The 18699-nt window shown below is 71.1% G+C and carries 20 protein-coding genes; 11 read left to right on the forward strand and 9 right to left on the reverse strand.

Going from position 1 to position 18699, the window contains the following annotated elements; all coding sequences use genetic code 11:
• Positions 1–353: 353 nt before the first annotated feature.
• Positions 354–1415 (forward strand): ABC transporter substrate-binding protein, encoded by a 1062-nt coding sequence (locus tag ACZ6YG_RS30010; protein ID WP_148033041.1) that lies wholly within the window; start codon positions 354–356, stop codon positions 1413–1415.
• A 115-nt stretch (positions 1416–1530) separates the two neighbouring features.
• Positions 1531–2427, forward strand: a complete 897-nt coding sequence (locus ACZ6YG_RS30015) for a hypothetical protein (RefSeq protein WP_261808712.1) — start codon at positions 1531–1533, stop codon at positions 2425–2427.
• 56 nt (positions 2428–2483) lie between these two features.
• On the opposite strand, the gene ACZ6YG_RS30020 is transcribed toward ACZ6YG_RS30015, so the two are convergent.
• Positions 2484–3050 (reverse strand): CGNR zinc finger domain-containing protein, encoded by a 567-nt coding sequence (locus tag ACZ6YG_RS30020; RefSeq protein ID WP_466019840.1) that lies wholly within the window; start codon positions 3048–3050, stop codon positions 2484–2486.
• An 84-nt stretch (positions 3051–3134) separates the two neighbouring features.
• Here ACZ6YG_RS30020 and ACZ6YG_RS30025 point away from each other — a divergent pair, with 84 nt between their 5' ends.
• The 5 genes from ACZ6YG_RS30025 (at position 3135) to ACZ6YG_RS30045 (ending at position 7202) form a co-directional block, all read left to right on the forward strand.
• Positions 3135–4022 (forward strand): alpha/beta fold hydrolase, encoded by an 888-nt coding sequence (locus ACZ6YG_RS30025; RefSeq protein WP_466019841.1) that lies wholly within the window; start codon positions 3135–3137, stop codon positions 4020–4022.
• A 56-nt stretch (positions 4023–4078) separates the two neighbouring features.
• Positions 4079–4816 carry a VOC family protein gene (locus ACZ6YG_RS30030; protein WP_466019842.1) on the forward strand — a complete coding sequence of 246 codons (738 nt, stop codon included), beginning with the start codon at positions 4079–4081 and terminating at the stop codon, positions 4814–4816.
• 113 nt (positions 4817–4929) lie between these two features.
• Positions 4930–5835, forward strand: a complete 906-nt coding sequence (locus ACZ6YG_RS30035) for an ABC transporter ATP-binding protein (RefSeq protein ID WP_466019843.1) — start codon at positions 4930–4932, stop codon at positions 5833–5835.
• Between the two features lie 27 nt (positions 5836–5862).
• Entirely contained in the window at positions 5863–6648 is a 786-nt protein-coding gene (locus ACZ6YG_RS30040) for an ABC transporter permease (RefSeq protein WP_466019844.1), read from the forward strand.
• A complete protein-coding gene (locus ACZ6YG_RS30045) occupies positions 6645–7202 on the forward strand; it encodes a TetR/AcrR family transcriptional regulator (RefSeq protein ID WP_466019845.1) in 558 nt (185 codons plus the stop codon). Before ACZ6YG_RS30040 ends, ACZ6YG_RS30045 begins: the two co-directional genes overlap by 4 nt.
• Before the next feature lie 373 nt (positions 7203–7575).
• Here the strand turns inward: ACZ6YG_RS30045 and ACZ6YG_RS30050 are convergent, their stop codons facing one another.
• From ACZ6YG_RS30050 to ACZ6YG_RS30070, 5 genes are all read right to left on the reverse strand, one after another.
• Positions 7576–9171 (reverse strand): ATP-binding protein, encoded by a 1596-nt coding sequence (locus ACZ6YG_RS30050; protein WP_466019846.1) that lies wholly within the window; start codon positions 9169–9171, stop codon positions 7576–7578.
• Positions 9172–9357: 186 nt separating this feature from the next.
• Positions 9358–9693 carry a hypothetical protein gene (locus ACZ6YG_RS30055; protein WP_466019847.1) on the reverse strand — a complete coding sequence of 112 codons (336 nt, stop codon included), beginning with the start codon at positions 9691–9693 and terminating at the stop codon, positions 9358–9360.
• A complete protein-coding gene (locus tag ACZ6YG_RS30060) occupies positions 9693–10739 on the reverse strand; it encodes an MFS transporter (RefSeq protein WP_466019848.1) in 1047 nt (348 codons plus the stop codon). Before ACZ6YG_RS30060 ends, ACZ6YG_RS30055 begins: the two co-directional genes overlap by 1 nt.
• Positions 10740–10753: 14 nt before the next feature.
• Positions 10754–11434 (reverse strand): esterase/lipase family protein, encoded by a 681-nt coding sequence (locus ACZ6YG_RS30065; protein ID WP_466019849.1) that lies wholly within the window; start codon positions 11432–11434, stop codon positions 10754–10756.
• 157 nt (positions 11435–11591) lie between these two features.
• The gene (locus tag ACZ6YG_RS30070) at positions 11592–12245 is read right to left on the reverse strand and encodes a TetR/AcrR family transcriptional regulator (RefSeq protein ID WP_466019850.1); all 654 of its coding nucleotides are present in this window, start codon (positions 12243–12245) and stop codon (positions 11592–11594) included.
• Between the two features lie 46 nt (positions 12246–12291).
• Here ACZ6YG_RS30070 and ACZ6YG_RS30075 point away from each other — a divergent pair, with 46 nt between their 5' ends.
• The 3 genes from ACZ6YG_RS30075 to ACZ6YG_RS30085 all read left to right on the forward strand — a co-directional run bounded on the left by ACZ6YG_RS30075 (position 12292) and on the right by ACZ6YG_RS30085 (position 15178).
• Positions 12292–13389, forward strand: coding sequence for a DUF1214 domain-containing protein (locus ACZ6YG_RS30075; protein WP_466019851.1), 1098 nt, complete (start codon positions 12292–12294; stop codon positions 13387–13389).
• The gene (locus ACZ6YG_RS30080) at positions 13386–14705 is read left to right on the forward strand and encodes a DUF1254 domain-containing protein (RefSeq protein ID WP_187281283.1); all 1320 of its coding nucleotides are present in this window, start codon (positions 13386–13388) and stop codon (positions 14703–14705) included. The genes ACZ6YG_RS30075 and ACZ6YG_RS30080 overlap by 4 nt, the downstream gene beginning before the upstream one ends.
• 119 nt (positions 14706–14824) lie before the next feature.
• On the forward strand, positions 14825–15178 hold the full coding sequence (locus tag ACZ6YG_RS30085) for a hypothetical protein (protein WP_148033030.1): 354 nt from the start codon (positions 14825–14827) through the stop codon (positions 15176–15178).
• 55 nt (positions 15179–15233) lie between these two features.
• Here the strand turns inward: ACZ6YG_RS30085 and ACZ6YG_RS30090 are convergent, their stop codons facing one another.
• Complete coding sequence (locus ACZ6YG_RS30090) at positions 15234–15608, reverse strand: helix-turn-helix transcriptional regulator (RefSeq protein WP_396989693.1); 375 nt, start codon at positions 15606–15608, stop codon at positions 15234–15236.
• Between the two features lie 76 nt (positions 15609–15684).
• Positions 15685–16638, reverse strand: coding sequence for a TerC family protein (locus ACZ6YG_RS30095; RefSeq protein WP_466019852.1), 954 nt, complete (start codon positions 16636–16638; stop codon positions 15685–15687).
• Positions 16639–17073: 435 nt separating this feature from the next.
• On the opposite strand from ACZ6YG_RS30095, the gene ACZ6YG_RS30100 reads away from it, so the two are divergent.
• Positions 17074–17646 (forward strand): helix-turn-helix domain-containing protein, encoded by a 573-nt coding sequence (locus ACZ6YG_RS30100; RefSeq protein ID WP_187281282.1) that lies wholly within the window; start codon positions 17074–17076, stop codon positions 17644–17646.
• A 14-nt stretch (positions 17647–17660) separates the two neighbouring features.
• On the opposite strand, the gene ACZ6YG_RS30105 is transcribed toward ACZ6YG_RS30100, so the two are convergent.
• Positions 17661–18686, reverse strand: a complete 1026-nt coding sequence (locus tag ACZ6YG_RS30105; RefSeq protein WP_466019853.1) for a RidA family protein — start codon at positions 18684–18686, stop codon at positions 17661–17663.
• Positions 18687–18699: the final 13 nt, after the last annotated feature.

Here is an 18699-nt window from a genome sequence, read left to right on the forward strand (position 1 = left end):
CGCATCAGTGTTTGGGAGCGCTCCCATGAGCGAAATGCTACGAACTGACGTCCTATATGTAAACCCGAAATCGGCCCTATCATGCAGCGCCTATCGTGGCTATAATCACGGGATTCTCGCATATTCATAACGGAATGCTCACATTCAGTGATGGGAGCCCGCGTTTCTCGCCATTTCGTCGGCATGGAGCGCACCGCGTTCCGCGAGGCATCCCGTCCCTTGACGGATCAGCGTCGTCCGCCCTGGACAGGTCATACCGGGGTGCCTGAGCCGGCCGTTCCCGGCTCGGTTACTCTCGGCGCGTCGCTCTGCGATCAGGTCAGAGCGCGACCGGACTCGGGAGATGCCAAGGTATGCATGAGCCATCGGAGCGGACTGACGGATCGCCCGTCCGGATCGGCGCGCTCGCCCCGCTGACCCGGCCCGGCTGGACCGAGGCGGGCCGGCACCTGCTCGCCGGACTCGAACTGGCCGCCCGCGAGGTCAACGACGCCGGCGGGATCGCGGGAAGGCCGCTCGAACTGCTGGTACGAGACACCGCCGCTGATCCCCACAGGGCGGAGGCGGCCGTGGAAGAGCTGGCCCGCCTGGGCGTGGCCGCCGTGGCGGGGGAGTACCACAGCGTCGTCGCCCGCGCCGCCGCCGCCCAGGCCGACGCACTCGGCGTGCCGTACCTCTGCTCGTCAGCGGTCCTCGACGCGCTCACCGAGCAGCCGACGGACCGGGTCGCGCGCCTGGCCCCGGCGCAGTCCCGCGGCTGGCGCATCTACGCGGACTTCCTCCTCAGCGGGGGCCACCGCCGCGTCGCCGTGGCGGCCGAGCCGAGTGTCTACTGGGCCTCCGGGACCCGCATCCTGCGGGACCACCTCGCCGAGCACGGAGGCACCGTCGTCGAGCTCGACGCGCGCGCGGCCGTGTGCGACGAACTCGCCGGCAGTGGTGCGACAGCCCTCCTTCTTCTCGCCGGTTCCCCGGAGCCCGCGGTGCCGATCGTCAAGGCCGTCCGCAGCGACCGGCGCCTCGCCGAGATCATGATCGGCGCTCCGGCCGGGCAGCCGGAGTTCGCCGGCTGGGCCGCGTCGCTGGGCGGCGACGGCGCCGCGATCCCGTTCCTGCGCTACCTGCCCGAACGCCTCGGCCCACTCGGCGCGCGCGTCGGGACGGCCCTGCGTGAACGGCTGGCCGAGGCGCCCTCCTTCGTCGCCTTCGAGGGCTACGACACGGTCACCGTCCTCGCCGAGGTGCTGCGCACGGGCGGATCCTGGTCCAGCGTCGCGGTCGAAGGCACCCGCGGGGAGATCCGGTTCTCCCGCACCCCGGGCATCAGCGTCTGGCAGTGGGCTTGGCCCCCGATCCAGGTCGCCGACCGAGACCCCGCCGAACCCGATCGCTTCCGGATCCTGCACACCGGCTGAAGACCGCCGAGCGTGGCAACACGGCTGGCAAAGACCGGTCATGGAGGTTGTCGAGTCTCCGGGCCCAACGGATAGTCGAGGGTGTCAGGCCTGTCCCCGTACCCCGAGGAGAAGCATGGACGGATCGGCCACCCGCGATCGGCGCCGCACGGGCACGGTGCGGCGCCTCTTATCGGCGACCGTCGGACTCATCGCGATGGTCTTCCTCGTCGCCCCGCCCGCCGGCGCCCTGGCGCTGCCCACCCCCGCGCAGCTGGTCTCGAACCTCGACCTCGAGTGCTTCAAGACCAGCCCCTACCAGCCGCCGGCCGTCGGGCTGGCGCTGCGGCACATCAACCCGGTGCTCGTCGGCCTGCCCATCGAGCAGGTCTCCCTCGGCGCGCGTGACCAGCTCTGCGTCCCGGTCGCCAAGAACGACGTGATCCCGCCGGACGGCGTGCTCGACTTCGTCCGGTACGTCGACCTGTCGTGTTACCGGGTCACCGGGTCCTCGATGGACAAGTCGCTCGTGCTCAGCCATCTCAACCGCGTCCTGAGTGACCTGCCCCGCAAGCAGGTCCTGCTGAACCGGCCGGAGCAGCTGTGCGTCCCGGTCGCCAAGAACGGCGTGCTGCCCCCGGCGGAGGTGCTCCGGGTCGTCAGGCACATCGACCTCCTCTGCTACGGCGCCACCCCGAACGTCCCGATGAACAGGCCGCTGGCGCTCCGGCAGCTCAACCCCGTGCTCGTCGGCAAGATCCCGCCGGCCGACGTACGGGTGGGCTACTCGCGCCAGCTCTGCGTGCCGGTGTACAAGGGCGGGGACAACATCCCGCCCGAGGTCATGGATCTCGTCAGATGGATCGACCTGGAGAAGTACGACATCACGGCGCGTGAGATGGCGCCCGTCGACCTGACCCTGCGGCACCTCAACCCGGTGCTCGCCCGCCTTCCCGAGGAGAAGGCGACGCTCACCGCCGCGGTCCAGCTCGGCGTCCCCGTCGCCAAGGACGGCCGGATACCGCCCGGCTGAGCGACGTCTGACGAGCCTGCCGGTGGCCCGTGGTTCTCCCATGGGCGCCGGCAGGCTCACGTGTGCTTGCGGCGCCGGTAGTGGCGGGCGACGCGGACGCGGTTGCCGCAGCGGGCCGCCGAGCACCAGCGGCGGCGCGGGTGGGCGGGCAGGAACAGCATGACGCAGTCGGCGGCGTCGCACTGACGGACCGTGGCGACCGCCGGGTCCGCCAGCAGGCCGGCCGCGCCCTCGGCGAGCCACGTCGTCAGGCGCGCGCCGGGGGTGCCGGTGCGGCGGTGGGTGGCCGTGACGGTCTCGCCGTTCCAGGTCAGCTCGCTGATGGCGGGCGCGGCACGCTGAGCCCGGTTGACGGCTTCGAGATCGGCGGCCGGTGGCCGGGTCCCGGCACGCACGTGCTCCAGGGCGCGCGCGATGTGCTCGCGGAGTTCGCGTACGGCGGCCAGGTCGGCGGCGGTGAACTCGGCGGCGAGGAGCTCCCGCGCCTCGGCGAACCGGTCGGCCTGCAGGCCCAGCCAGACGCGCAGGTCGCCGGGCGTGGTCAGCAGGTCGCCGGTGGCCGGGCGGGTGTTGACCAGGTCCAGGGCGAGGGGTTCACCGGTCAGAGGGCCGAGCTCACTCATGCCCTAATGCTATCTCCGTGCTTTGACACGTTAGATCGCTGATCGCTATAACTAATGTGTCTTCTGCGATGAAAGGCATTAGCCATGACGTTCCCCGCGCTCGCCCGCACCGTCCACCGCCACCTCGACGTCGACGGCGCCCGCGTCTTCTACCGCGAGTCACTTCCCGAGCGGGCCGACGCGCCCGTCCTGCTGCTCCTGCACGGCTTCCCGTCGGCCTCGCACCAGTTCCGCCGCCTCATCGACGTGCTGGGCGCCCGTTACCGGCTGATCGCCCCCGACTACCCCGGCTTCGGGCACACCGAGGCCCCGGCCGGCTTCACCTACTCCTTCGACCGGCTCGCCGACATCACCGAGGGCTTCGTCCGGAAGCTCGGCCTGACCCGCTTCGTGATGTACGTCTTCGACTTCGGCGCACCCGTCGGCTTCCGGCTCGCCGAGCGGCACCCCGAGTGGATCGCGGGCCTCGTCGTGCAGAACGGCAACGTCTACGAGGAGGGCCTGTCCGCCGGAGCCCGCGACTTCATCGCGCTGCGCCCTGACCGGCCCGGCGCCGAGGACACCGTCCGCGACCTGCTCACCCTGCCCGGCACCCGCGGCCAGTACGAGACCGGCGTCGCCGACCCCGAACTCGTCGCCCCCGACGGCTGGACCCTCGACCAGCACTTCCTCGACCTGCCCGGCCGCAAGGAGGCCCAGGTCGCGCTCGCCTTCGACTACCACACCAACGTCGAGCGGTACCCCGCCTGGCAGGAGTGGCTGCGCACGCACACCCCGCCCACCCTCATCACCTGGGGCGCGAACGACCCGTTCTTCCCCGAGCCCGGCGCCCGCGCCTACCTGCGCGACCTGCCCGGCGCGGAACTCCACGTCCTCGACACCGGCCACTTCGCCCTTGAGGACCGCCTGCCGGAGATCGCCCCGCTCGTCGCCGGCTTCCTGGAGCGGGTGTGGGACCGAGGGCCGCGTTGACCGCCGGCACCACGCTTCCAGTGGCCGGCTCGCGACGCCCCACTATGATCGGCGGCATGGCGCTGCGACTCATCCAGGTGAACTTCAAGGCCCGGGACGACGCGGCGCTCGGCCGGTTCTGGGCCGAGGCGCTCGGCTGGAACGTCTCCAGCGAGGCGCCCGGCGTGACCAACCTCGAACCCGAGGGCTTCGCCTGGCCGGACCCCGACGCCTTCTACGTCGACCTCGTCACCGTCCCGGACCCCGAGACGGTGAAGTACCGCGTACACCTCGACCTCGCCACCACCTCCGCCGCCCACCAGGCCGAGCTGGTCGCGCGCCTGCAGGAGCTCGGCGCGACGCCCGCCGACGTGGGTCAGGGCGACGTCCCGTGGACAGTCCTGGCCGACCCGGAGGGCAACGTGTTCTGCGTGCTGGAGCCCCGGGAGATCTACCGGGACACCGGGCCGATCGCCGCGGTGGTGGTCGACTGCGAGGATCCGCGCGCCATGGCCCGCTTCTGGGACGAGGCGCTGGACTGGACCCTGCACGAGGTGACCGACGACCACGCGCGGCTGCGCTCCGCCAAGGGCGTCGGCCCGTACCTGGAGTTCCTCCGTACGCCCGGTGCGAAGACCGGGCGTAACCGCATCCACCTCGACCTGCTGCCGCACCCCGTCGAAGACCAGAAGGCGGAGGTGGCCCGGCTCAAAACTCTGGGCGCCACCGCCGCCGACGTCGGCCAGGGCGACGTCCCGTGGAAGGTCCTGGCCGACCCGGAGGGCAACGAGTTCTGCGTCCTCGGCCGGGGCTGAGCGCGCGTCTCGCGGCCATTGTCGGCTGGGCCCGGCGCACCGGGACGATCCTGGAGCCTAGCCTACCTACATGTAGGTAGGCTAGGAGGGTGATTCCATCATGCGCCGTCCACGTGACCGATCTGACCAAGACCTACGATGACCGGGCCGCCCTCGCCGGTGTGTCGATGAGCATCGAGCGCGGCAGCCGAACGGTCGTGCTTGGACACAACGGCGCCGGCAAGTCCACGCTGCTCGAAATCCTCGCGACGCTGCGCACCCCCACCACCGGGAAGGTGAGCATCGAGGGGTTCGACGCGGTGACCCAGGCGCGAGAGGCGCGCCGGCTCATCGGCCTCACCCCGCAGTCCAATGCGCTCGATCCGCTCGCCACCCCTGTCGAAGTGCTCGACTTCCAGGGTGCCGCGCTCGGTATGAGCCGGACGGACAGGGTGCGCCGCCGGAACGAACTGCTCGAACTCTTCGGCCTGGACGAACACCGCAAGACCAGGACCGCCCAACTCTCTGGTGGCACCCGCCGCAAGGTCGATCTCGCTGTGGCGCTCGTCGCGCAACCTCGGATCGTGATCCTCGACGAGCCGACGACCGGGCTTGACCCCATGAGCAGGCTGGACTTCTGGAATGAGTTGAAGCGCCTGAACGACGACGGGCGAACCCTCATCGTCTCGACGCAGGACCTCCACGAAGCGGACGTGCTCGCCACCGACATCGTGGTGCTGCGCCAGGGCGAGGTCGCGGCGCACGACACCCCGGCCGCGCTCAAACAGCGAGTCGGAGAACGCACCCTCATCCTCGGGCTGGCCGGCGAGGACGCCGCCCGTTCGCTGGTGCGCTCGTCCACCGCACCGTTCCGGCCTGACCCGGAGGACGCCGGCGTGGTGCGCCTCGCGCTGAGCGACGCGCCCGACGCCCTGAAGGCCGCGCTCGAGAACGTGAGCGAGTTCGGTTGGGCCATCGAAGAACTCCGGCTTTCCGAGCCCTCGCTCGACGACGTGTTCGTCGCTCTGGCCGCCCGCTGACCGAACCTCGACCTGAAAGATCTCCCCATGGCGACCACCGCTGTATCCGTCTCGCGTGCGCTGCCGGTGACTCTCGCGGCGATCGGCCGGTCCACCCGGATGATCCTGCGTTCTCCGGCACTGCTGATCGCACCGCTCGCGCAATCGCTCTTCTTCCTCGTCGTCTACGCCGGGCAACTCGGCGCCGTCGGCGGCGGCTACCTTCCCGGCGGCAGCTTCATCGCGTTCCTGCTCCCGCTGATCCTGCTCACGGGAGCCGCGACCGGTGCGGGTGCCGCAGGGAAGCTCCTTCTCAGCGACATCACCAGCGGGTACCTCGACCGGCTGCGTCTCGCTCACGGCAGCACCGGCCCGTTCCTTTCCGGCATGGTCGTCGCCGCCCTCGTGGGAGTCGCCATTCAGACGACGGTGACTGTCGCCGGTGCGGCGCTCATCGGGTTCCGGCCGGGTGACTGGGCCGGCCTCGGCGGCATGATCCTGGTGCTGATCACGCTCAGTCTCGGGATCGCCCTGCTGAGCATCGCCGTCGCCATCCGGACCGGATCCTCCGCCGGCACCGGCCTCGTCCCGCTGGCGGTGTTCGGGCTCTCGTTCTTCACCGGGTTCTTCGCCCCCGTCGATGAGCTCTCGCCCTGGATGCGAACCGTGGCGACGGTCAACCCCCTGAGTTATGTGATCGACACGGCCCGTCAGCTGGAGAGCGGCAGTGCGCTCACGGCGTTGCCTGTCGCGCTCACCGTCCTCGCTACGCTGGTTGCCGCCGGGACGGCCGCCTGCGCACTCGCCTCCAACCACGCACGGAGAAACCGATGAGCCCTGCCCCCGACACCCGGACGCAGATCATGGACGCCTTCGCGAGGCAGTTGGCGACCTCCGGTTACCTCGGCGCGTCGCTGCTCGACGTCGGCCGCGCGGTCTCCATCCGCCGGCCCTCGATCTACCACCACTTCCCGGACGGCAAGGAAGAGGTGTACGTCGCGGTCGCCACGAGGTTCATCGAGGAGGCGCACGAGCGCATCACCACGGCGATCGCGACCGAAGGCACCCTGAGCGACAAGCTCGCCGCCCTCGTGGCGGCCTCGGCTGACCACGCGCACTCCGTCTCGTTCGAGCAGCGCGTCTACGAGGCGCTGGACCACGTGTCCGACGAGACCAGGGCCGCCGTCTCCAGCCTGTACGTCGCCCGGCTCCTCGACCCGGTCGTCGCCCTGTTCGCCGGCGCCGTCGCAGCGGGCGAGGTGACCGGCGATCCGGGGTTCCTGATGAACGCATTCTTGCACCTCGCCCGGGCGACCGACCTCATGGAGACCCCGGACCGAGCCTCCCGCATCGTCGAACTGTTCCTGAACGGCGCCAGAGTCCGGTAAGCCGTCTCGCGAGCGTGGCCACGACAGGCGGCGGCGAAGGGCGTCAGCCGATACAGATTGCTCGCGCCATGAACGGGACGGCATGAAAGCGAACGAAACCACCCTTCGCAAGCTCATTCAGGGCGACCAACGATTACTGGTCCCTCTTCATCAGCGCCAATACATTCCGACAGTCTGATCGGCAACACCTACCAGTTCTCCCCCCATCAAGAACACCCAGTTGGCGAACGTCGCCGTGTTCGACGTGGTCGTCGCGGCGCTCGACTGGTTCATGGCCATGGTGACCGCGCCCGAGCATGTCGGGGATTCGCCGTAGTCCTCCCCGGCCTCCGTCGGGGCTGCATGACAGGACGTTCACCGCCCCGAAACACCCTCACACCCGCAGGAGAGTGACCTGGCGGCCGGACGGTGTGGTCGCCTGGTGGAAGCTGCCGCGCTCCTTCCAGGGCGGGGCTTGGGGGCGGCGGTCGAAGATGACCAGGACGCCGGTGGTGAGGGTCAGGCGGTCGAGGTAGCGGTCGAGCTGGGCCAGGCCCGCAGGCTCTGGGTCGTCCGCGCCGGGTCGCCACACCTTCAGTTCCATGGCCTCGCGCTGCGTCAGCCGTTCGCCGCCGGGGCCGGTGTACGGCCAGCGGATGTAGACGTCCATGCGTTTGCGGCCGGCGGCGTATTCGCGGTCGAGGTGGCCGCCGCCGTTGACCAGGCGGTGCAGGAAGGCCATGAGGATGATCTGGCACGCCGCCTCGTGGTAGCCCTCCTGCTGGATGAGGACTTCGCCGTGCTCGCGCCAGAACACGACGAACTCCTCCAGCAGGCGCGGCAGGTCGAACCGGCCGTCGGGGAGCACGAAGCTGTGCGGATCGGCGTGGACGTTCTGCTCCGTGAGGTCGCCCAGCACGCGCAGGATGACCTCCCGGTAGATCGGGTTGGCCACCTGGGGCGGAGGTTGCTGGGTGATCAGGCCCAGATCGCGGGCGTAGGACAGGTCCTCGGAGTTGCCGCGGTCGGTGTAGGGGCCGCCGGCCACGATCGGCTCCATCACCCGCTTGACCCGGGGCTCGTACAGCCGAGCCGCCAGGGAGTCCAGGTGGGTGGCGCGCTTGCGGATGAGCCGCTCCTTTGCCTCCTCGATTCGCTCGCAGGTGATGGTGCCGGTCACTCTCATCTGGAAGGTGATCTCGTAGGCGAGGGCGTTGACCAGCCAGGGTTGTCCCTGGGTGAGCTCGAAGGCGCGGTCCACCGCGTCCTTGGTGAACTCCTGGCCGGTCGCCTGGGTGTGTTGGTCGTACAGTTCGGCGATGTCGTCGGCGGTGAAGTCGCCCAGGCGCAGTGAGTCGGCGAGGATGTTGAACGGGCTGGCCGCATTGAACCGCTCAGGGGCGCCGCCGGCGGCTACCTTGTAGTCACGCAGGTCGCGCAACCCGCACAGCACCACCGACGCGGGGAACGGATAGCCCTTCGATCGCTTGTTGTGCCCGTCGCGGAGCTGGCCGAGGACGCTGACCAGGCTGTTGCCCTGCAAGGCGTCGATCTCGTCGAGGAACAGCACGACCCGGCGCGGGCAGCGTCGGCACCACTCCCGCAGCGCCGCACCGAACCGGCTACCGGGCGTGACCCGCGGCCGGGAAGGTGGCGGTAGCAGCTTCTTCGGCCAGCCCGACAGCTCGGCGGACTCGCGGAGGGAATCCAGCAGAAGCGACTCGGCGGCGCCGTAGTCGTCGCCCGCCGCCTTGGCACGTTCGCAGGAGAACATGAGGGCGGCGGTGCCGCCTTCGGCGGTCAGGCCGGAGGCCAGAGCGTCCAGGACGGTGGTTTTCCCGGTCTGCCGGGGGGCGTGCAGGACGAAGTAGCGGTCCATCTCGGTGAGCGTCCGCGCTTCGGGAAGCCGGGGTATGGGGGGCAGCATGTAGTGGAGCCGCGGGTCGCAGGGGCCGGTGGTGTTGAAGTATTTCGCTCCGCGCGTTCGCATGGTCACAGCCTGCCACCTTCTTGGGTGTCGCACCGGGGACAAGCCCTCTCTGACGCCGGCGACTCGTTCATGGGGGCCTGCCGCCCCTTGCAGACGAATCAGACGATCTCGCCAACCGGCGCCGGATCGACATCCCATCGTTCGGAGCAGGCCGCGACGGCAGCCGGCCCGCGTCCGTGCTCCTCGTCAGGCCCCGCTGGTCGGTGGCGTGTCGTGGGCGGAGGTCAGGACGCGGGCGGCGTCGCGCTCGTACGGGCCGCGCGCCGTCACGGTGAGCAGCCCTCCGGCCAGTACGGGCAGGGTCATGACGAGCAGGGCGCTGGTGAGGGAGCCGGTCCGGTCGGAGAGGATGCCCACGATCAGCGGTCCGACGGCGATGGCGCCCCCGGCGACGAGCTGGGCGAGGGCGAAGGCGATGCCTCGGGAGGAGGCTCCGATCACGTCGGCGAGTGACGCGGTCAGGTTGGGGGTGGCCATCGACATCAGGATGACCGCGGCGGCCGTCAGCAGGGCGAACGGCATCAAGGCGCGGGGGCGGCGAGCAGCGCGACGGCCATGACGACCGCGCCGGCGACGACGCCGCAGCCCCCGACGAGCACCCGGCCGCCCTTGCGGGTGACGTGCGCGCGGCGGCCCAGCCACGCCCCGACGAGGGTGCCGGTGACCACTCCGATGACGGTGACCAGGCCGCCCAGCGCTCCGGCCTGCCCGGGGGGCAGGGCGAAGGTGCGGCCGATCAGCGTGGGCATCCAGTAGAAGAGCCCGGCGACGCCCATGCCCAGCGTGGCCAGGCCGACGGTGACGATGACCAGCGTGCGTACGGCGAGCACGTCCCGCACCTGCCGCCCGAGCCGCGGCGGCGTCGCCCGGCGCGACCCGGCGCCGTCCGCGACGGCACCGCCGGCGGCGGCCCCGGCGGTGACCTGGTCGAGGAGGCCGCGGGCCGGCTCGCGGAGCCGCAGGCAGATCAGGGCGGTCAGCAGGCCGGGGATCGCCATCAGCAGGAACGCCGCCCGCCAGCCGAACGCCTGCCCCAGCACCGCGCCCAGCACCGTGCCGATCCCGCCCAGGTGCGCCGACATCCGCGTCCAGCCGAACGCCCTGGCCCGGCTGATCGGCGGGTAGTAGTCGGCCAGCAGGCTGCCGGTCGCCGGGTTGTCGACGTGCTCGGCCGCGGCCAGGGCCATGCGGGTAAGGAAGAAGATGGCGAATCCCGGGGCGAGGCCGCTGCCCGTGGTGGCCACGGCCCAGAGGAAGACCATGACGGTGATGACGCGGGTCCGGCTGAAACGGTCGGCGAGGTATCCGGCGGGGATGGCGACCGCCGCCGCCGCGATCGCCGAGCCGGTCGGGATCGCTCCGGCGACGGTGTCGCCGATGCCCCACTCGGCCTGGATCAGCGGGAGGAGGCCGCTGAGCAGGCCGGCCTCGACCCGGTCCACCAGGCCGACCAGGAACAGGATGACGAGCGGCGCCCAGCCGTAGGGGGCCGGGTCACCGGCGCGGATGCCGCCGGGAGGAGGCGCCCCCCAGCGGCGCCGCGGCACGGGGCGGACGTCGTCACGCATGACACACCGGCCGGTCAGGACACAAAGTCGCGCACCTTCGCGTAGACGGAGGCGTCGGTCAGGAACGCGGCGTGCGACAGGCATCCGGCGTACGTGTTGACGGCCCCGGCGAGGGACACGCTCGAGTCGGGGTTGACCACCGTGTCGCAGTCGGACCAGAACGTGCCGTACGCGACGTCGCCCGGGGTCTCGTCACCGCTGTTGAGCTCGGTCAGGAACGGCGAGTCGATCCGCATCTCCTGGCAGGTGAGCCGCTCCTCCGAGCAGAGGCGGGTCGCGGTCGTGCCGTGGTTGGGGCCCGCCAGGGAGACCCAGGTCCTGACGGCCGCCGTGCCGCCGAGGAACTTGAGGTAGTGGCGGCTGTTCAGCGAGCCCATCGACATCGCGACGATCGTCACCTTCGCCGCGCCCGTGGAAGATCGGATGGCGTCGACCCTGGCCCGGATGTCGGCGGCGATGTCGACGTTGGACTTGGTGCTGTCGTAGTCGACGGTGAACAGGCGGTCGGCGGGCCACCCGTCCGCCTCGAAGCGGTCGATCATCGTGCTCCAGCGGCTGCCGTCGCCGCCGTAGCCGTGCACGAACAGGATCGGCCCGGTGTCCGCCCGCGCGGGCGGGGTGCCGGGGATCAGCGCGGCCAGACACGTCAGCAGCGCCGCTGTAAGGGCGGTCCCGGCGCGAGCCATGGCGTTCATGGGGCGACCTCCTCGGGGAGTCCGACGAATGCCACCTGATTGTGCGCGACAGGGAAGTTAATGGCAACAATTAAATTGCTTTCTCCGGCGGACGCCGAATGCTTGACCGGGTCGCCGTCTGCCCTCTATGCTCCGGCCGTCTAATGGTGACCCTTAACTATTCCGCGGGGATCGCCGCGAGCGTCTCCGTCGAGGCCGGGGCGGTCAGTCCGGCGACGAGCATGTCGAGCAGATTGCCGAAGAACAGCTCCCCCGTCACCGGCGGCTCGCCGGGAGCCGACTCGTCGAGGAGCTGGGCGCGCAGGCCGAACAGGCTGATGAGCTGGGACCGCAGCATGGCGAGCCGCTCCAGCCGGAGGGGGCGGGGGAGCGGTTCGAGCGTCGCGTGCAGCCATCGCACGACCGCGAGCCCCGCCGGCGCGTCCACGATCCGGAACGGCCGCCGGTAGGCGAGCGAGGGATAGCTCAGCCTGGCCACGATGCGCAGGTGGGCCCGGCCCAGCTCGGTGCCGAGGTCCTCGTCCATGGGGGCGGCGAGCGCGTGGACCAGGGCCCGCGGGTCCGCGGTCAGGTCGTCGGCGGCGACGGCGGCGACCAGCGGCGCGCGGCGCGCCTCGACGGCCTCCAGATGCCCGCGCAGGATGGCCTCCACCAGGCCGTCCTTGCCGCCGAAGTGGTAATGCAGCGCCGACTCGTTACGCGCCCCGATGGCCTCGTGCAGCTGACGGGTGGTCACGTCGGCGACCCCGTGCCGGGCGAACATCAGCGCGCCCTGCCGGAGCAGGGCGTCACGGGTACTTGATCTGGACACTTCGCCATACTATCGTCCCGACAGACATTAATGAGATCCATTACTCATGGAGGAGATCGAACGCATGGCGGACGCCGTGGAGGCCTGGAGGCGGTTCGTGCGCGCGCTGGACGAGGCGGGGGAGACCGTGGCCGGCCTGGCCGGGCCGGACGCGGGCGTCGACGTCGCGGAAGGCTTCCGCTATGTGCTCCACGTCCTGGCCGACCAGGTCGACCGGGCCGGCACCCGCGACTCCGGCCGCCCGCTGTTCCTGCCGGGCGTCACTCCGGTGCGCAAGCTGTTCTTCGACAACCCCGACACCGAGTACGACATCGCGCTCATCTCCAGCCGGCGCTCGTACCGCATCCGAGGAGACCGCGGCACCGTGCCGTACCTCGCCTTCTGCGTCTACGGCGCGAACACCGGCGACGGCCGGCCGACCCGCGTGACCAACCTCAACGACGAGCGGATCGCCTTCGGCCCCGACGGCTCGTTCGAGATCACGCTCTCCCCGGAGGCGCGGCCGGGCACCTGGATCCCGCTCGCGCCGGGAGCGCACACGGTCATCGCCCGCCAGTACTTCCTCGACCGCGCCCGCGACAGGCCCGCGCGGTTCACGATCGAGGCGCTCGACGATCCGGGGCCGGATCCGGTGTTCGACGACGCCCGCTTCGTCGCCTCCACCCGGTCCGCCGCCGCGTTCGTCACGGCCGCGACGCGCGTGGCACGGCAGCGCGCCGAGCAGGCCGAGGCCACGCCCAACCGGTTCGCCGAACACCGGGGCCACGGCCTGTACGGGACACCCGACGCCGGCTATGTCATCTGCTGGTACTCCCTCGAACCGGACCAGGCCCTGGTCGTCGAGGCCCGGCCGCCGCGATGCCGCTACTGGGGCGTCCATCTCGCCAACCGGTGGGGCCAGTCGCTCGACCATCGCAGCCGCTCCACCGCGCTCAACGCCCGCAGCGCCACGCTCGCGCCCGACGGGACCCTGCGCGTCGTCGTCGCCCACGCCGACCCGGGCGAGCCCAACTGGCTCGACACCGCCGGTCACCCGCGCGGCTGGGTGCTGTTCCGATGGCTGCTCACCGACGACGTGGTGATCCCCGAAGCACGGGTGGTCCCGCACCCCGCACGACGCACCGGCCCCGGAGGACCGACATGAGCTCACCCGTCTGGCACGACGACGCGGCACCGGTCCCCGAGGCCGCGGATCCCCGCGTCACGGCGGCCAAGAACGCCTTCCTCGCCGGCTTCCCCCTGGTGGCCACCGCGCGCATCATGCAGGGCATGGCGCAGCGGCTGGGCGTCAACACCATGTGGGCCTCACGGCGGCTGTCGGGCCCCGGCAGCCGGGCCATCGTCGCGCCGAACCTGGACACCGTCTACGCGCTCGCCGTCCTGGACCTGCGGGCGGGCCCTCTGACGCTGACCCTCCCCGACATCCGCGACCGCTACCACAGCGTGCAGCTCCTCGACGCCTGGATGGGCGGCTTCGGGCTGCTCGGGACGCGGACCACCGGCGGCCGGGGCGGCTCCTGGGCCATCCTTCCCCCCGGCCACTCCGGCCCTATCCCCGACGGCCTCGAACCGATACCGTGCCCCACCGGTCACGCCTTCCTCCTCTGCCGGATCCGCGCCCTCGACGCCGCCGACGCCGCCGAGGCCGGCGCCCTCGCCGCCCGGATCGAGCTGCGCGCCCTCGCCGGAACCGCCGGAGGCACGACCCTGCCGCCCCCCGCCGGCCGCGCGCACGACACCGGACGCGACGGCATCGGCTTCTTCGACGAGCTCTGCGCCGCGCTGCCTGCCAACCCGCCCGTCACCGCCGAGCAGCGCCGGGCGCTCGACGCCGTGGCGGCCCTCGGCGTCGCCGCCGGCCGGCGCCCCGGCGCCGAACTGGACGAGTCCGGCAGAGCGGTCCTCGCCGCGGCCGTCGCGGCGGGCATGCGCGAGCTGGAGCCACCCGCCATCGCCCCCCGCACCGTCAACGGCTGGACCACCAACCTCGGCCTCGGCACGCAGGACACCCGCGGCGGGCTCCGCGAACGGGCGACGGTCGCCAGATACTTCTGGGGCCCCGTCCCGGCGGAGGAGGCGATCTACCCGCGGACCTCGACCAGCGCGGACGGCCTGCCCCTGGACGGCTCCAAGCGCTACCGCATCCGCTTCCCCGGGGGCGGCCTGCCCCCGGTCGACGCCTTCTGGTCCCTGACCGCGTACGGCCCGGACATGTTCCTCGTCCCCAACGAGTCCGGCCGCTACTCCATCAGCGGCGACGACCCGGGCCTCGTCACCGGCGCGGACGGCTCGCTCGACCTGCACCTGTGCCACGAACCGCCGGCGGGCTCCGAGAGCAACTGGCTGCCGGTCCCGGCCGGTCGGTTCAACCTGATCCTGCGTCTCTACCTGCCCCGCCGGCCGGTCCTCGACGGCGCGTACGCGTACCCGCCCGTGACCGTGCTCCCGCCCGGTACGTGAGGCTGATCCTGGCGGAATGTCCTGTCGCTGCCCTCGTCCTGTCCCTTCCTGGAGGCGAGGCTTCAGTGAGCCCGTTCTCGGGCCACCAGAAGCCACGCAGTCGAAAGAAGGGGACAACCATGCGTACGAAGATCCTGCGGGTCGGGCAAGTAGCCATCGCCGCGGCCGCGACGGCCCTGGCCATGACCGCCCCCGCGCAAGCCCACTCGTTCCGCGTGGGAAACGACTGGGGCTTCGCGGAGATCAACTCCAACCACACGAGGCTGAACGTCTGCCGGGTTCTCGGAAGCTGGCCCGATTCGGACGTCTGGGGCACGGTGCGGTACAGCGGCGGCACCCTCATCCGATATGACGCGCCCATTTACAGCGGCGTGTGTTACCTCCACACCCTGAGGTCCAACCCCACCGACGTCAGGTTCTGCTGGCGGCCTTCGGGGACGAACAACCAGTGCACGGGGTGGCGGGCCGTCTGATCCTCCCGCTGCTCCCCGCAGGCGGAACCCCGCGTCGCCATCCTGGCCGACCTGGTCAGCCGCCTCGGGCGAGCTCTTCCGGAACGGCTGCTGTCACGCTGTCTTGGCCGGCGCCGGCCGGCGGCGCCTCGCTTCTGGAGGGTGCGGTGTAAGGGAGAGCAGGTTGGAACACCGCGAGGATCTCGCCGATCTGATGGTCCTGTTCGAGAGGGTGCCGCAGCGGCAGGGTGGGGTTGAGCCGGTAGCGGTTGCGGCGGCCTTCCCGGCTGGCGGTGAGGTATCCCGCGGCGGTGAGGTCGGCCAGGATGCGTTGCGCGGCGCGCTCGGTGATCTGGACGCGGGCGGCCACATCGCGGATGCGCACGCCGGGGTCGCGGGCGATGCACAACAGCACGTGGGCGTGGTTGGTCAGGAAGGTCCAGTCCGGCACGTCCACCATTTTACGAGCACGATTTCGTTGTCATGAATCGAAAGTGACGAATCGCGAGTCAGGCGGGGAGAGCGGGTCACCCCTCCCGTGCCATCCGGCCGTCGGTGGCGGCGCCGGAGGCACGGGTGGCGATCAAGCTCCAGACGATCGAGACGGCGATGGCGACGACGATGACGCCCAGCGTCAGCGGGATCGGCAGTTTGCCGACCGGGGTCTCCGAGAGGATCAGCTTGACGCCGGCGAAGGCCAGCAGCACGGCCAGGCCGTAGTGCAGGTGGACGAACCGGCGGAGCAGCCCGGCCAGGCAGAAGTACAGGCTGCGCAGCCCGAGAATCGCGAACGCGTTGGCGGTCCAGACGATGAAGGCGCTGGTGGTGATCGCCAGGATCGCGGCGACGGAGTCGATCGCGAAGACCAGGTCGGTCGCCTCGACGGCGATGAGCACCACGAGCAGCAGCGTGGCCACCCGCCGGCCACCGGTGCGGACGAAGAAGCGGCCGCCGTGGTAGCGGGGGTCGGTGGGGATCACCCGGCGCACCAGACGCACCACCGGGTTGCGGTCGGGCGGGGTCTGCTCGCCGTGCCGGAAGGCCATCTTGTAACCGGTGTAGACGAGGAACGCGCCGAACACGTACGCGGTCCAGAAGAACGTCTCCAGCAGTTCCACGCCGACGAAGATGAACGCGAGCCGGAAGACCAGCGCTCCGATGACCCCCCAGAACAGCACCTTGTGCTGGAGCGTGGCGGGAACCGCGAAGGCGGTGAAGATCAGCGCGAAGACGAACACGTTGTCGATCGACAGCGCCTTCTCGATCAGGTAGCCGGCGAAGTAGGCGCCCGCCACCTCCCCGCCCTGCCACCACCACAGGATCGCCCCGAACAGCACGCCGGCGGCGATCCAGACGCCGGACCAGACGGCAGCCTCGCGAAAGCCGATGACGTGGTTGTCGCGGTGCAGGAACAGATCGACGGCCAGCATCGCCGCGACCACCAGCATCACCGCGACCCACGCCCACCAGGCGACAGACACAGCGGACCCCCTCGACCCGGCCGCCCGCGCGGGCGGCGTCGGCTGGTCGACGGTCTCCCCAGGCCGCCTCGGCGGGCGACCGCACCACCGGGCCCCGGATCCACCGGGTCCGTCCTGACGGCGATGCGTCGATCGTCGGGTACTCCCCCTCGATTTAGGAACAAGTATTCACGACACAAAAGACGTGTGTCAAGCCCGCCTCGCGGAGTCCGTACTCCGGTGGCGGGCGGGCGCCGAGATGACCGCGGGCGAGCCTTCCGCCGAATATCCTCTTCTCGTGATCACGGGTCGCGCGCTGCCGGGCCGCTCTTCCCGGGCAGGTGCGAAGGACCGATGTACTGCAGACCCTGCAGTCCTACTGTAAGGACCGGTATCCTTGCGGTTGTCGCGCTCGGGCCGCCCCCTTCGCCGACGGCCCGTCTGGAGGAGATACGGATGTCAAACGAGATTGCGGAGCCACTGGACGTCGCGGAGATAGGCCGGCGCCTGCGCGAGGCCAGAGCGTCCAGGAACCTGTCCCTGGACGTGGTGTCCGCCGAGTGCGGGATCAGCCCGAGCCTGCTCAGCCAGGTCGAGCGGGGGAAGGTGACCCCGTCGCTGGCCACGCTGCACAGCATCACCCAGGTGCTCAACATCGCGATGTTCGACCTGTTCGGTTCCCCGGCCGACCGGCCGGCCCTGATCCGGGAGGGCTCCCGCAACGTCATCCGCCCGCCCGACAGCGGCGGGGTGTCCTACGAACTGCTCTCGTCAGGGCAACTGCGCAACCTGCAGATGATCGAGATGCACCTGAGCGCGGAGACGGGCAGGTTCAACCACGCCCTGTCCCACGCGGGCGAGGAATGCCTGATCGTCAGGCGCGGGTCGGCCGTCATCAAGGTCGGCGCCGAGGAGCTGACGCTGAGCGAGGGCGACTCGCTCTCCTACGTCGCCCGCCTGCCCCACCAGTTCCGGGGGCTGGAGGACGACACGCGGCTGATCATCTCCATGACCCCTCCGGCGTTCTGAGCGGCGCCGCCGTCTCAGCCGACCAGGGCCTGCACCTCGATCTCGACGTCCATGCCGGGGTAGGCGAGCACCGGGAGGGGCACCGGCACGAGAGCGGGGGAGGAGTCGCCGAAGAACGCGCCGACCTCGGCCTGGAGAGCGGCCAGCTTGCCCGGCCCGCTGCCGGCGTCGGCGGCCACGAAGGCGGTGAGCCGCCGGACCGCGGACCGGGGCACGTCGAGTTCGTCCAGCACCCGCGCGATGTAGTCGAGCGACCGGCGCACCTGCGCGGGGAAGTCGCCGACGTCCAGTGAGCGGGCCCGCTCGTCGAGGGGCACCTGCCCGCCGACGAAGGCCAGGCCGCCCGAGCGGTTCCCGTGCTTGTACGGCAGATGGAACGGCCAGTCCCAGTGACCCTCCGGCCAGGAGTGCCGGCGGGCCGGACGGGCGCCCCGCAGCGCCAGCACCTGCATGGCGATCAGCACGCCGGGCTCGTCGAACCGGGGCACCGGGATCCCCGTCGTCGCCGGCCCGGGTTCGGTGAAGTACCCGGCGCGGACGCGCGCGGCGACGGCCCAGTCCTCCTGGGTCCCCTCGCCCCGGTAGAAGATGTTGAACTTCACCACGTCGTCGGTGCCCAGGCCCTGCTCGGCGAGGAGGTCCTGGATGGTCCGCAGGATGGCGTGGGACTGCTCGACGATGTCCCCGGCCTCCGGCGCCGTGATCAGCCGGGTCGCGACCGCCGGGCCGCCGGCCGCGTACCGTCCGCCCGCCTCGCGGGCAGCGGCCACGCCGGAGGGCAGGGCCGTGGCCTGCACCCGGGTCAGGTCCCCGCCGAGCACCCCGACGGAGGCCGGGATCGCCGACACCGGAAGGTCGCCGTCGGGGTTCAGCTCCCGCACCGACTCCCGTGCCTGCTCGGCGCTGAGCCGGGTGTGGTCGTAGAACACCTCGACGGCGAGCAGTTCTTCAGGGCGGACGCCCTGCCCGGCGAGGGTCGCCGCGGCCGTGCCGCCGGGACCGGCGTCGAGGAAGCGCAGGACGGGAGTGGGAGAAGACATATCGGGACTCGCC

It is taken from the genome of Nonomuraea sp. NPDC054003 (assembly GCF_055585125.1).

What these genes read in the sequence shown, in the direction of transcription:
- ACZ6YG_RS30010 (WP_148033041.1), top strand. Translation starts at nt 354, where the DNA reads ATGCATGAGCCATCGGAGCGGACTGACGGATCGCCCGTCCGGATCGGC.
- ACZ6YG_RS30015 (WP_261808712.1), top strand. Translation starts at nt 1,531, where the DNA reads ATGGACGGATCGGCCACCCGCGATCGGCGCCGCACGGGCACGGTGCGG.
- ACZ6YG_RS30020 (WP_466019840.1), bottom strand. Translation starts at nt 3,050, where the DNA reads ATGAGTGAGCTCGGCCCTCTGACCGGTGAACCCCTCGCCCTGGACCTG.
- ACZ6YG_RS30025 (WP_466019841.1), top strand. Translation starts at nt 3,135, where the DNA reads ATGACGTTCCCCGCGCTCGCCCGCACCGTCCACCGCCACCTCGACGTC.
- ACZ6YG_RS30030 (WP_466019842.1), top strand. Translation starts at nt 4,079, where the DNA reads ATGGCGCTGCGACTCATCCAGGTGAACTTCAAGGCCCGGGACGACGCG.
- ACZ6YG_RS30040 (WP_466019844.1), top strand. Translation starts at nt 5,863, where the DNA reads ATGGCGACCACCGCTGTATCCGTCTCGCGTGCGCTGCCGGTGACTCTC.
- ACZ6YG_RS30045 (WP_466019845.1), top strand. Translation starts at nt 6,645, where the DNA reads ATGAGCCCTGCCCCCGACACCCGGACGCAGATCATGGACGCCTTCGCG.
- ACZ6YG_RS30050 (WP_466019846.1), bottom strand. Translation starts at nt 9,171, where the DNA reads ATGCGAACGCGCGGAGCGAAATACTTCAACACCACCGGCCCCTGCGAC.
- ACZ6YG_RS30055 (WP_466019847.1), bottom strand. Translation starts at nt 9,693, where the DNA reads ATGCCGTTCGCCCTGCTGACGGCCGCCGCGGTCATCCTGATGTCGATG.
- ACZ6YG_RS30060 (WP_466019848.1), bottom strand. Translation starts at nt 10,739, where the DNA reads ATGCGTGACGACGTCCGCCCCGTGCCGCGGCGCCGCTGGGGGGCGCCT.
- ACZ6YG_RS30065 (WP_466019849.1), bottom strand. Translation starts at nt 11,434, where the DNA reads ATGAACGCCATGGCTCGCGCCGGGACCGCCCTTACAGCGGCGCTGCTG.
- ACZ6YG_RS30075 (WP_466019851.1), top strand. Translation starts at nt 12,292, where the DNA reads ATGGAGGAGATCGAACGCATGGCGGACGCCGTGGAGGCCTGGAGGCGG.
- ACZ6YG_RS30080 (WP_187281283.1), top strand. Translation starts at nt 13,386, where the DNA reads ATGAGCTCACCCGTCTGGCACGACGACGCGGCACCGGTCCCCGAGGCC.
- ACZ6YG_RS30085 (WP_148033030.1), top strand. Translation starts at nt 14,825, where the DNA reads ATGCGTACGAAGATCCTGCGGGTCGGGCAAGTAGCCATCGCCGCGGCC.
- ACZ6YG_RS30100 (WP_187281282.1), top strand. Translation starts at nt 17,074, where the DNA reads ATGTCAAACGAGATTGCGGAGCCACTGGACGTCGCGGAGATAGGCCGG.
- ACZ6YG_RS30105 (WP_466019853.1), bottom strand. Translation starts at nt 18,686, where the DNA reads ATGTCTTCTCCCACTCCCGTCCTGCGCTTCCTCGACGCCGGTCCCGGC.